This is a genomic window from Trueperaceae bacterium (assembly GCA_002707365.1).
Lineage (GTDB): Bacteria > Deinococcota > Deinococci > Deinococcales > Trueperaceae > UBA6957.
This window is the reverse complement of the sequence record PAMQ01000007.1, coordinates 201,926-214,710: the sequence shown is the minus strand read 5'-3', so window position 1 is coordinate 214,710 and position 12,785 is coordinate 201,926. Positions and strand designations below refer to the sequence as shown.

The window sequence follows — 12,785 nt, the reverse complement described above, 5'->3', positions numbered from 1 at the left end:
CGTGACGTTTTATTAAAAGGGGTGGACACATGCTGGCTTGTCGGGCGTGGATCATCAAGACCCCATGTCGGTCAGAGGCCGATGGATCTCAAGTAATCACGGTTCTTTTTCGCGCTTTTTCTAGGGGTACCCATACCAGGGAGAATATCTTGTTCAACCGTTATCCAACCATTGTAACCAATGTCATGTAATGCTGAAAGGACAGCTTGGAAATCCACGCTACCCTGACCAAGTTCGCTGAATACGCCAGCGCCAATCATTTCCGTGTAATTCATATTTTCCTGGTTTGCTTGTTTTACCACTTCTGGACAAAAATCTTTGAAGTGAACAAGACGTATTCGGTCGGCATATCGGAAAATTCCCTCGACCGGGTCACCGCCACCGAGAGCAAAATGACCGGTGTCGTAACACAAGCCGACTAAACTGGGGTCAGTATTAGCCAAGAAGGTGTCGATTTCATCAGGAGTTTCAACATAGGTAGAGCCGTGGGGATGAAATGCTGATTGAAGGCCAGTACTAATCAATGTCTCTCGAGCGACACGTTCAGCACCGCGAGTGTACACTTTCCAGGCAGTTTTGGTCAGGCCGTGTTCTCGAAGAATTCTACCGGCGTTTGCATGGCGTAATGGGACTGAGCCGTGATCCGGGCCGATATTGATAATAGGGCTGTTCGAAGAAGCTTTTGCCATGAGTTGGGCTGTCCGGATCGCTTGCTCTACACCAGCTTGGTGACTTGATTCGTCGTAAAGACGAACGGTGACCCACGAGCCAATCAATTCTAAGTTACGAGCCCCAAGCTCTAAGGCTAGAACCTTGGGTTCGGTAGGCATGAACCCCCAGTCCCCTAATTCGGTACCGACATAGCCTGTATCAACTAACTCATCAAGCATCTGCTTGTAACCAAGTCGATTACCCCCAATGTTCTCTATAGTTCCCCAAGAGCAAGGGGCATTACCGATTTTCAGGTTATCTCTGATATTTATACCCTCCGATTTGCTATACGGTTTGTGTTGTAGAAGCGGAAAGTTGACGTAATTTATACCCTAGATATAGTACAAAAAGAGTTCATGATTCAGGTTATTCCCCTTCCCCGAGTTCTTCAACCCCATTGTGGAGAACCGCGTACTCTTGTTTGTTCTGGCCAGCATCAGCGAAAGGTACAAGCTGGAACTCTTTTTCAATGCCGTTCTGTCTCGCAACTTGTTTGTAGAGGATGTTTCCCCACCAACCAGAAGTAGGAATACCCTTAGCGCTTTCAATGGCTGTATCGACGGCCAGTACCTGTGGTCCCCTTACAAAAGCATTAGAGGTCGTCGTCTTGTCTGCGTGAGGAACCAGTCGGGTCTTCACGGGGATGTTAATAAGTACCGTATCTCCAGGTTCCCAGTAGCGTTCAATTTCTATCATGCGGGTGTCCTTAGGGGTAAAGATCTGATCGTTAATGATCGCTTGGAAACTAGAAGCCCATGCTGGTGCCCGTAAGACGATAGGAAATCGATCAGCGTGTGTCGGGAGAACTTCAATGCTTAATTCACCAGTATGGGGATAATCACCACTGATATTGATAATCACTTCTTTTCGGTCATCCTGATCACCATAAGCTAGAACATGCCTGCCTGGAACGTACTGGAATAATACTGGTTTATCATTCAGAATTCCGGAGACAAAAGTCGGAATCATTGCAATGCCACGGGGAATACTGCTCGAACAACAAGAGATTGGTGGTGTTAGTTTGAGGTCGTGACCATTAAAGTCCCTGCATCCAAGTAAGGGTACGAAGTAAGATACTTCCCCGGTACGTGGTGATTGGGCTGCCAGCAAAGCGTTATAAGTTGTGCGTTCTAATTCATCGGCATATTGGATTTCGCCTGTCAATTCGAGTAGGTGGCGTGTCAGTTGTAACCAAGTTACGGTGACACATCCCTCTCCAACAGCCTTACCGGCAGGTAGGCGGTCGTCCTGTGTGAATTGTTCGAAATAGCTAGCTGTTCCTGTCATGTAAAGGCGATTATTGGCAATATCGTTCCATGCATTTGTGCAGGCTGTGAAGTAACGCTCATCGGGGTCAATTCGATACAGCTCCATTAATCCCACTAGGTTAGATAACATCTCGTATGCTTTCCTGTTAGCTGTCTTGTAAACATTTCCGTGTTCCAAGAGGCTACTCAGAAGTTGACAGCCGTCTTCATACATCCAGGTTTCGGGGTCACTTTCGTCTTCCCAGGCTTCGATGATCCTATGGCTGAATTCTAAGTAACGCGGTTCACCTGTTAGGCGAAAGAGCAAAGCTATTGGTTCCAAAACACTCGTTGCAGCCATTCCTTCATGTGCGCTGGCAAGTCGCAGGCTTCGATTTTTCGTGACGAACAATTCATACATAAGGTCTGCCGCTCGCCTGCTCGCGTTGAGGGCAGGTGAGTGACCAGTAGCACAAAAATAGGTAAGTAAGCCAATAAGATTGTATTTGTGGGTCCAAACGTCCCAAACCGGGCCATCCCAACCGAGTCCAGATCCTTCGTGGAACTGGTCTTTTTCCCTATAGGTACCCAGATAACCGTTTTCTAGTTGGGTGCTTATAAGTTTATCCACGGTAGAGTCCATACGTTCCTTTAGTTTTTTGTTACCAGTAAATTGCCAAGCATATGTTGCTGCGTGCAAGTACTTTCCTACATGCTCCCCAGCCCACCATTGTTTACCTGGTCGGTTAACGAAAGGATCTAGGATCATGTCTAGGTCCAGGCTTAGGAGACGCTTTTCAATATTTATGTTTATCCGGTCGACAAGCCATCCTTCGTAGGAGACGTCTTCTAATTTTGCTGGCTCAAAAGCAGCCTTTACTTTCCATTGAGGAGTAATCTTCACTTGATACTTCCCTTCATGCCAGAGGTTTTTATCCAACGAGAGGTTGATACAAGAAACCTTATTTACGATTATCACGACTCCGGCTGATGTCTGTCGTAATTTCTTACTAATACGACAAACTTTGGGTCAAGGGTCAAAATTGTGCTGGTCCCTATGACGATTCACCCTATATGCCTTAGGTCACCCTAGCTTACAGGCGCCACATCATTGTTTGTCTTGACGAGGTCGCTAATCCCCAAGTCACTATCAAGACACGCGTTACCTACTGGGGGACAAGGTTTACTCTGATAATTATCTGAACAATCTTGTTACAAACTAGATCAAGTCTGTTATGAGAGTCGTAATTTTACGAGTTAATGTTTCGTCAATACCGTATATCAACCAGGGTAATGGAGTCGAAAGCTTTTGTGTGATAACTATTTTTTCTGTATGGAAATATGTTGAGAGGTCAACTATTTTCGCAACTGCACATGACACAAAGGCGGACACGATCGCGTCGAGGCACTATAATATGAGCAATTATGCTGTTCCGAATATTGTTACCTACCTAGGAGGCACAGTAATGCCTAAGACATTCTTGTCAGTTACAGTATTGCTTCTTCTCATGTTCTATTTGGTGGGGTGCGGGCCGAATCAAACAGTTAAGGATCTTGAATCAAGGAGTGCTGGTCTTATTGTCCAGGTGGGAGAGCTTCAGCTTGAGTTAGAAGAAACCCGTGAGGCTGCCTCCGTTATCGAGGCTAAATTAGAAAGTCGAATCAAGGGCCTTTTGGTTGAGAATGAACAGGTGAAAGAGGAAGCAATTAATCTTGACGATCAACTGGTGGAAATTGGTGGTGAGGTTCGGTCGTTGATTGATGAGCGCGAAGCCCTCCAGCGAGAATTTATAGCGTTCAAAGAGTCTTCAGGGCGGGAGAGAAATCAGGAAATTGCAGCTTTAGAGGCTAAGGTGATCGAGGTTAGGGATCGGGAGACCGCCCTCGAGGTCGAGCTGAGTCTGACTAAAGATCGTCTAGCTGAAGCAGAACTCAGTCGAGTAGAACTCTCTAGGCGAGAAGTAGTTGCAGTTGAGTCTGACCTGGGGGAAATGCCCGATGTTGAGCAGGCAAATGAGCTAAAAGCGTCATTGTTAAGAACCCTAGAAGAGCGGGACACTCTTTTGTCCCAACTCAACCAGCTTGAGAATCGTAATGAGTCACTCTCTGAAAGGCTCGAGCGTACTGCAGATGAATTAGAAGCGGCTCAGGATTTAGCGAGTGATCTGACCTTAAAATACGAAACCCTCTTACAGGAGACGAGGGAGCTTGATGAAGTAGGGGACGATCAGCAGGCACAGTTGCAAACGATTCGGCAATCCCTAGAGAACGCTCAAAATGAAGTTGCGAGACTTACGGGTGCACGTGGAATCTACACTGTTCAGCCAGCCGATTCATTGTCGTCCATAGCTAGTTTCTTCTATCGGAACGGAAACAGGTGGCCTGACATAGCGAACGCAAATAGATTTCTCATTAGCGATAATCCGGACCTTATTTATCCTGGAATGGTTCTAGTCGTGCCTAACTAAGGCTAAAATTTAGGGTTGTTTATAAGACCAATTCAAGAACAGCAATCCCTTCGATTTGACTGTGTGCTTTCAAAAGTCTTAAAGGACATATCGCGATAAGTCTATGTCATCAATAATCGATTCAATTTTCTCTTTGACATATCTACTATCAATTAATACGGGCCCTAGGCCGGTGCTAAAGCTGACATCTTGAAGTACGCTTTCGAGGACAGTATGGAGGCGACGGGCCCCAATGTCCTCAATTTCTTGGTTAACTCTTTCCGCATACTCCGCTATGGCTACAACCCCGGATTCTTCAAATGTTAGTTCAGTCCCATCTACGCTCAGAAGTGCCGTGTATTGTTGGGTAAGTGAGTGGCGTGTTTGTGTGAGAATCTGTTGGAAATCAGCTGCTGTTAACTCTTCTAGTTCTACACGAATCGGAAAACGTCCCTGCAATTCAGGTATTAGATCAGAGGGTTTAGATACGGTAAAAGCTCCTGCGGCAATAAATAGGACGTGATCTGTTTTTACCTGACCATAACGGGTATTAACTTGCGTCCCCTCAACTATCGGCAAAAGGTCTCGTTGAACTCCCTCACCGCTCACATCTGGCCCCCCAGACCTATCATCTGAAGTAATCTTATCAATCTCATCAAGGAAAATTAGCCCCTGGTTTTCGGCACGATAAATCGCTTCTCGGCTTATTTCGTCATGATCAATAAGATTTTCTGCTTCTTCGCTCTCAAGAGCTTTACGGGCCTCGGTGACCGAGACTTTGCGATCTACTCTTCGTTTGGGCATTGCATTTGACAGCATGTCTTGTAGCTTAAAGCCCATTTCTTCCATCCCCGGGATCATCATTGATGCTTGAGACTGTTCTTCTTTAATTTCGATTTCCACCTGTCTTTCTTCTAGCTTTCCAGCTAGAAGCAAGACCCGCATCTTATTACGTCCCTCCTGCGTACCCCCAGGTAGAAGCACGTCAAGTAGTCGTTCTTCGGCTGCAACAGAGGCACGTTCAGCAACTTCATCTTTTTTTTCGTCTTCAACCATTATGTAAGAAGCTTGAACCAAGTCTCTGACAATAGAGTCGACGTCGCGTCCTACATAACCCACTTCGGTAAATTTGGTGGCTTCTATCTTTATAAAAGGGGCTTTAGCGAGCCTGGCAAGTCTTCGCGCAATTTCTGTTTTACCCACACCCGTCGGGCCAATCATTAGGATATTTTTCGGTGTGATTTCTTCCTGCAGTTCGTTTGAGAGTTGTCTGCGACGGTAGTGGTTTCGCAGCGCTACTGCCACTGAGCGCTTAGCCTTATCCTGACCAATTATGTGCTTGTCAAGTTCCTCAACAATTTGAATTGGGGTCAGACCTTCGATTACACGAACAAGTGCTTCACCGGTCATGTAATCTCCTCCGGAGGTACGCTTATCAAGGTTACGGTACCGCTTGTGTAGACATCTATACTTGCAGCAATAAGAATGGCTTCCTTGGCTATCTCGGTTGCTGAAAGGTCTGTGTGTCGAAGTAGTGCAGAGGCAGCTGCAAGAGCATAGGCTCCGCCTGAACCAATAGCTGAGACTTTCTCATCAGGAGAAACAACATCACCCACTCCTGATAAAGTGAGGAGCTGTTCTTCGTCAGCAACTATTAACATTGCCTCCAGGTTACGAAGTACGCGGTCAGTTCGCCACTCCTTCACGGTCTCGACTGCCGCTTTAGTTAAATTGCCTCGGCTTGTATTTAGGTGCCCTTCGAACTTATCCATTAATGTGAAAGCATCGCTTACGGCTCCAGCGAATCCAGCGAGTATACTTCCTCCCATTAGTGTCCGGACCTTAACTGCACCACGTTTTACGATTTGATCACCGAGTGTCACCTGGCCGTCGCCAGCTAGGGCAGATACCCCATCTCGATGAACAGCCACTATAGTTGTGCCATGCATCCGCATCATATGGGAGCAAGCATAACAGGCTCCAAAGTCAACTGGTCTTTAGCAGGGTTTAGGATGCCAAGGTTAGTCGGTATTTTCGGGACAGAACTAATACCGGAGACTTCTTCCTTATTGGGGTTCGAAGGAGGCGGATAGCCTATGAAAATCGTGCTTGACAGGCATGAAACACGTTGTTTCTGGGCGTCGAGACCTTGATTTAGGATTAAAAGGGTTAGTTGATAGTCAACGGTTTTTCTGAACCATATTATACGCATCTATATAAGTCTGGGAGAGACGCAGAGCCGTGAACGTATTTCCAGCCCTTAAAGGTAGGTGATTTGGTATTGCGACCAAGTAATTTTAAAGCATTACCGGTTAATTTAGGCGACGTTTCTGTTATTCGTGCCGCTACTTAATCTAACCGGGAAAGCTCTGCAGGCACTAGTCGACTCTGTATTTCGGAAGCCCTGGTACTATTATGCATGCCATTCTATGAATTTGGTGGTGGTTGGCTTGAGGTCATAACGGGCCCCATGTTTTCTGGTAAGTCCGAAGAGTTAATTAGGCGTGTGACCCGAGCTCTTATTGCTGGCCAGAATGTCCAGGTTTTTAAACCTACCCTTGATGATCGGTATGACGCAGTAGCAATTGCTTCACACAACGGTCGTAAATTGGAAGCTCAGCCAATATCATCTATAGATGATATTGCGAGCCTCCTGAGAAAAGACACCCAGGTGGTAGCTGTAGACGAAGTCCAGTTTCTAAGCAAAGCTTTTACGCCGCTAGCTTTACAGCTTGCTGATCAAGGAACCAGAGTTATTATAGCTGGCCTCGATCTCGATTTTCGGGGCATTCCCTTTGGTCCAATGCCGGAACTTTTGTCCCAAGCAGAGGTGGTGGTGAAACTTACGGCTATTTGTTCCTGTGGCCGGGCTGCTACTCGAACACAACGTCTAATCCAGGGGCAACCAGCTCACACCAGTGACCCAGTAATCCTGGTTGGTGCTTTCGAGAGCTACGAACCGCGCTGCCGTGAACATCATATTGTCTTGACCGCTGAACGACTTACGCCGTTGTTTGGGACAAAATCTTCACTCGTGGAATGAACTCGGTTGCACAGTGAGCGAAGGTTTTTCGGGCTAACCTTAGGCTGTTGTTGGTACAGGGTCTTGGTTTTCGATTTGAGCTTGCCTAAAGGATCTTTAGTGCGAATTGACATTGGTTGTGTAATTTGCGTAAGCTACTCATTAGATGGATAGAGACCGGCCGGGAGCAAAGCGGGTTTCTTCCGGTGCGAAGTTGTCGGACCGGGCGTTGTTGCTACAGGGATCCACGGCACTTGAAGGTTCAGTCGAGGTCTCTGGAGCTAAAAACGCAGCTTTGCCGTTGCTTGCCGCCAGCCTTTTGACCCGTGAACCTGTAACCCTTTATCGTGTCCCGAGGATTTCGGATGTTGAGGTTTTACTAGACATCCTAGAGAGTTTAGGTACCCGCTGGAGTTGGTCGGGGCCTTCTGAAGTTACCTTGCACACTCCTGAGCTCCTTTCGATTGCTCCTCCTCCGGAACTAGTTCTTCGTATGAGGGCTTCCTTCGAGTTGCTAGGTCCAATACTAGGTCGAGAGGGAGAAGCCGAATTAACACTTCCTGGTGGTTGCCGTCTTGGGCCACGTCCTGTAGATCAGCATGTGAGGGCCATACGGGGGATTGGGGCATCTGTCACTGAGATCGAAGGATCTATTACTGCAGCCTATCGACGTCCCCTAGAAGGGAATGTGCGGTTCGATATTAGGACAGTTGGTGGGACTCGCAACGCAATTATGGCAGCTACACTAAATTCCACTCAAGTCGTTCTAGAAAATGCTTCGACTGAGCCAGAAGTATTGGCTTTAATAGGATTCTTGAATCATCTTGGAGCAAGCATTGTTGTTGCCGGTAACACCATCACTGTTCGAGGAGTTGGGAGTCTTACGGGAGGAGATTACGAAGTAATTCCAGATCGCATGGAGGCTGGAACCTACCTTCTCGCAGCAGCAGCTACTAGGGGTTTAGTAACTGTTTCCGGAATTGAACCCACTCACCTTTTTCCAGTCGTTAGTTTGTTGCGTGACACGGGAGTTTCTATTCAAGAGCTTGACCCTGTAACTTTGCGAGTCGATGCTCGTTCTAGAGTTTTGAGACCTATGGAAGTAGTTGTTAAGCCGCACCCAGGATATCCTACGGATCTACACCCCCAAACGGTAGCTTTCTTGTCTACTGTAATGGGAAAAAGTCACGTTGTAGATACAGTTTTTCCTTTGCGCACAGCATACCTGCCAGAACTATCTCGCTTAGGGTGTCAACTTGATTGGGAGGGTGACCGAGCTGACATATGTATAGAGGGGGGGAGGCTCCAGGGTGGAACTGCACATGTAACGGATCTCAGGGCAGGAGGAGCATTAGTGATTGCCGCGCTTTCTGCTCCCGAAGAAAGTTACCTAACAGGTATTGAGCATATTCAACGGGGTTACCAAGATCTTCCTTATAAACTTACTTCATTAGGGGCGACTATTTCTTTTGTCCGATGAGGGTAATTGAACTTTTGGTTTTGTGCGAGTTCGTGCTGTAACTCGAATCAGATGACGGTTCTCCCTCTGACGATGGATGCTAGAGTCTTGTGCAGGAATAATTTATAGGAATCCTTCACGGTGACGCCCTACCCCAGACACCTTGCAGAGCTGGTGGGGTTACGCCTAAATATAGTTTCGCTTGAAAAATTATCTATTGGTATATAAGTGCATTTCTAGGGGTTGGCGTTATGCCAAGCGGATATTCTGTCAAGGGATCAAGCGGCCGCCATCTCTGGGAAAGGCCCGGGCGAACCGGACGTTAGAAATTCCTAGTAAGAGGGCGGTCAGTCGTTCTGCACCAATCGCGAATCCACCGTGTGGAGGCATTCCGTGCTTGAAAACCTCAAGGTAACCACGGAAATCTTCAGGATTCATTTGTCTCTCGTTGAGTTCACTAAGAAGAACTTTGTAGTCATGGATTCTCTGTCCTCCTGATGTGATTTCGACTCCACGGAAGATTAGGTCTAGTCCACGAGTAAGACCATCTTCCGTGGGATAAGTGTAGAAGGGTCTGGCGGCCTTTGGATAGTTAGTGACAAAGATGAAGTCACTACCATGTTTTTCTTTTGCCCAACGGCCTAGTAACCTTTCAGCTTCAGGGTCAAGGTCTTTTCCGCCAGTTTGATGATTGAAGTGCTCAGCAACCAATTTTCGTGCTTCCATCAAGGGTATGCGGGGTATTTGGACTTCGAGATTAGGAAATTCGGCTTCTAGGTATTCGAGGTGCTGTTTGCAACTTGTTTTAACACTAGTCAACATTCCTTTGATGAGACTCTCCTGCAAGTCCATCACGTCGGTGTCATCTTCAATGAAGCCGAACTCTACATCAAGAGATAAATATTCTGATAAGTGCCTGCTGGTGTGTGATAGTTCAGCCCTATAGACCGGAGCTACCTCATAGACCTGTTCGTAAACTCCCACCATAATTTGTTTGTAGAGCTGAGGAGATTGCGCCAGATAAGCCCGTTTACCGTAATAATCAACTTCAAATAGGTTAGCACCGCCTTCAGCGGCAGCCGATACCAGTTTTGGTGTAAAAATTTCAGTAAAGCCTACTTGATCAAGATGTTGCCGAAATGCCTTGACTAACTCTGCCTGAATTTTTAAGGTCGCTTGGGTCTTTAAGCCTCGTATCGAGACATGACGGTATTCGAGGAGAGTTTCTGCATTAACATGAACTTCCTCCTTTGGTATCTCTATTGGTGGGGGTGCTAGAGCGACGTTGATGATTTCTAAGGAATTACAGTGTAATTCAATACCACCTGGCGCTTTGGTATTATTTTCAACCGTTCCACTTACCTCAATGCAACTTTCGAAAAGCGGTAGCTCCGTATCCTCAAATACACATTGTACGGCTCCTGATCTATCTCTTAAGTGTAGAAACTGGATCCCACCTAGATCCCGCCGGTTATGGACCCAGCCACGGATGGTTACGGTTGTTCCCACCTTTGTAGCCAGTTCCGAGACCAAAGTTCGTGATGGCAAAAAGACTGACATATATCTCCTCAAGCAAAAACCCAGGCGGGAGATGCCCTGGGGTCAAGTCTGCGAGGTTAAGTAAGTTTGCACCCCGACGCTACCTAAGCAACAATTTAGCTGGGCGTTGAAGAGGGTTGAAAGGAAGCCGCAGGATCATCGCTGGGCAGCATCCTAGCAGGGGTCGAACAGGGTGTCAACTTAATTAACGGTAACCCTTCCTTCAATTTCGTTAATGGTTGTAAAGTTCCTGAATCGACCCTGGGCCTTTAGGGTTTAGAACAGATTTAGGTAAATTTTTGCTGGAATTGGTCATTTGTTCATTAAAAGAGGTAATTTTTAGTTGGTTTGACAGGAGCTCCGTACTTTATTTATGAGGAAATATATTGACTTAATGCAAGAGAGTCTTAAGCCTTTGGGTGATCTTCTCGTGCTCGTTACGTGATTAGTTCAGCTTGCTAAAGAGTGTAACGCCCGAGCTTGGACGCCTGAAGTGCGGCTTTGGCAAGCTGGCTGATCGGAGTTTTTTTGCTAAAGCATTCGGGTGTAAGCCATTCATGGGCATCGTGTTCTTCGCTCCTACGAACTATCGTGTTTGAGCTTTCCCCTCGATAAACTATTACCACCATCGGTTGCGTCAATCGAGTAGCAGCGTAAGTCGTAATAGGTCGTGGATCAAGGGAAACTTTGAGGCCTGTCTCTTCAAGGACTTCTCTGTGAGCTGCGTAGAAGGGTTCTTCGCCCTTCTCTACCCGTCCCGATACTGCCTCCCAAAGCCCAGGTCCAGCATCTTTCTGTTGTGAACGGCGCATAGCTAGTACCTTATGATCATAGAAGATCACAACTGCAATCGCCACGACGAATGAGGTTGATAAGGACGTTTCCACGCAGAATTTAGCATACCTCACCTACGAGGTCTTTAAGAGTGAACTCTGAATACTGCGAGGGCTGCCACAGTCGATTAGGCCGTGTGAGACCGATTAAGCTAATGATCGCAACACAAAAGGCCCAAGTCAATTTGTCATTGCAACTTTTGGTTTATCTTTTTGCGCCAGATGATGGCCCTATGGAGTATTAATTTCTTGTAAAGTACCATTGGGACCAATAATCGCCTTAGGTAGTAGAACCTCTTCCCATTCGTTTTCAGTTAGATGGCTATCAGTTTTTGAGTTGGCGCCTTCAACCGTCAGGGCTTGGAAGTTAGGTATGCTATATGTATCGGCTTCAGAATCGGCTACCGAGTAGCCGAGGTCTTCCAGCATTGCTATAGTAAGTAGGGATATGGGCATTGTAGTTCCTGCATTCTCTATATAACCAGTCATGAGTTCTGCATCAAAGATATCTTCGTCAATGTGGCTACATTTTGTTCCGGCGCCACCGTCCTCTTCTAAGGGAACGTCACCAACGCCACCAAGGTTATTGTATTCAGTTACTCCAAGAGGTCCAGTAAAGGTCGGATTTGTGTCGAACGCTGTGACATAAGAACAGACAATACTGTTACCAGAAAAGTCCAGGAAGCTGAAATCATCCCATAGGGTGCCAATCCCTATCACGTGCCCCATCTCATGAAGGATAACTTCGTCGAGAGTGCCATTTGCTTCCATATTATCGATATCGGCACTATCAAACCTCATAAGGCCAGTAACAGTTAGGTTATTCGAGCCTCGGATTGTACATGGTCCAGCAGAGCCAAGTACCCCTCCCGCTCCGTCAATCGCTGGAACATCAACCCAAATAATAATGTCATCAATTGTTTCAGAAATTGCTGGTTCATTAACCCCGCAGTAGTCAGCCGCAAAATTAACGTCTATATCAGGGAGATCACCAGTGATAATACTCTCCCAGCGAGTTTCAGCGTCATCGAAAATCTCTTGTTGGCTAGAGCTGGGTTCAGTGACATAACGGACTTCAATGTCGTAGGCACTGTCATTAACTACGCTGTTTTTTGTCGGGTTCCCACAGCCTGAGATGGTTACTGAAACGGCGATTAATGGAAGTAACCACTGCTGGATCTTCAACATAAGCCTAATCATAACTTGGGCTAAGTTGCTGGAGTCATCCAGTTCTATTGGGATTTTCTGAAATCAAGGGTTGAGAAAATCCCAATGCTGATCAGAGGCTTTGGGAAAACATACGCCCACAGTTAATTTGGTGAAATCATCATGTCTATTGGAAAATTCTGGTGCACCTGAGTGATTTTTTGGCACGGGGTTTTATGTTGGCGCCTCTAACGACTCTGATAAACCCCTATTTTAAAGAGTTAGTGGCGGTGTGATGAAATTATGGTGAGCTCTATATTGTAGTAGGCTGCGGCAAATTATTAACGGGTCCTTTTAATGTAAGGTTACTTAGGGTTTTGG

10 protein-coding genes are annotated in these 12,785 nt (G+C 46.5%); 3 read left to right on the top strand and 7 right to left on the bottom strand.

Annotation, left to right across the window (positions count from 1 at the left end; genetic code table 11):
• Positions 1–71: 71 nt before the first annotated feature.
• Entirely contained in the window at positions 72–890 is an 819-nt protein-coding gene (locus CMO31_03115) for a xylose isomerase (GenBank protein ID MAZ52988.1), read from the bottom strand.
• Positions 891–1,077: 187 nt separating this feature from the next.
• On the bottom strand, positions 1,078–2,862 hold the full coding sequence (locus tag CMO31_03110) for a hypothetical protein (GenBank protein ID MAZ52987.1): 1,785 nt from the start codon (positions 2,860–2,862) through the stop codon (positions 1,078–1,080).
• Positions 2,863–3,193: 331 nt separating this feature from the next.
• Here CMO31_03110 and CMO31_03105 point away from each other — a divergent pair, with 331 nt between their 5' ends.
• On the top strand, positions 3,194–4,426 hold the full coding sequence (locus tag CMO31_03105; protein ID MAZ52986.1) for a hypothetical protein: 1,233 nt from the start codon (positions 3,194–3,196) through the stop codon (positions 4,424–4,426).
• A gap of 78 nt (positions 4,427–4,504) precedes the next feature.
• On the opposite strand, the gene CMO31_03100 is transcribed toward CMO31_03105, so the two are convergent.
• Together CMO31_03100 and CMO31_03095 are read right to left on the bottom strand one after the other, a co-directional pair.
• Entirely contained in the window at positions 4,505–5,788 is a 1,284-nt protein-coding gene (locus CMO31_03100) for an HslU--HslV peptidase ATPase subunit (protein MAZ52985.1), read from the bottom strand.
• A gap of 23 nt (positions 5,789–5,811) precedes the next feature.
• Entirely contained in the window at positions 5,812–6,354 is a 543-nt protein-coding gene (locus CMO31_03095; GenBank protein ID MAZ52984.1) for an HslU--HslV peptidase proteolytic subunit, read from the bottom strand.
• Between the two features lie 470 nt (positions 6,355–6,824).
• On the opposite strand from CMO31_03095, the gene CMO31_03090 reads away from it, so the two are divergent.
• Both CMO31_03090 and murA read left to right on the top strand, forming a co-directional pair.
• Positions 6,825–7,448 carry a thymidine kinase gene (locus CMO31_03090; GenBank protein ID MAZ52983.1) on the top strand — a complete coding sequence of 208 codons (624 nt, stop codon included), beginning with the start codon at positions 6,825–6,827 and terminating at the stop codon, positions 7,446–7,448.
• Between the two features lie 145 nt (positions 7,449–7,593).
• Positions 7,594–8,907, top strand: a complete 1,314-nt coding sequence (gene murA / locus CMO31_03085) for a UDP-N-acetylglucosamine 1-carboxyvinyltransferase (protein MAZ52982.1) — start codon at positions 7,594–7,596, stop codon at positions 8,905–8,907.
• A 249-nt stretch (positions 8,908–9,156) separates the two neighbouring features.
• Here the strand turns inward: murA and CMO31_03080 are convergent, their stop codons facing one another.
• The 3 genes from CMO31_03080 to CMO31_03070 form a co-directional block, all read right to left on the bottom strand.
• Positions 9,157–10,446 (bottom strand): aspartate--tRNA(Asn) ligase, encoded by a 1,290-nt coding sequence (locus CMO31_03080; GenBank protein MAZ52981.1) that lies wholly within the window; start codon positions 10,444–10,446, stop codon positions 9,157–9,159.
• A 437-nt stretch (positions 10,447–10,883) separates the two neighbouring features.
• Positions 10,884–11,282 carry an NUDIX hydrolase gene (locus CMO31_03075; protein MAZ52980.1) on the bottom strand — a complete coding sequence of 133 codons (399 nt, stop codon included), beginning with the start codon at positions 11,280–11,282 and terminating at the stop codon, positions 10,884–10,886.
• 207 nt (positions 11,283–11,489) lie between these two features.
• The gene (locus CMO31_03070) at positions 11,490–12,458 is read right to left on the bottom strand and encodes a hypothetical protein (protein MAZ52979.1); all 969 of its coding nucleotides are present in this window, start codon (positions 12,456–12,458) and stop codon (positions 11,490–11,492) included.
• Between the last annotated feature and the right edge of the window lie 327 nt (positions 12,459–12,785).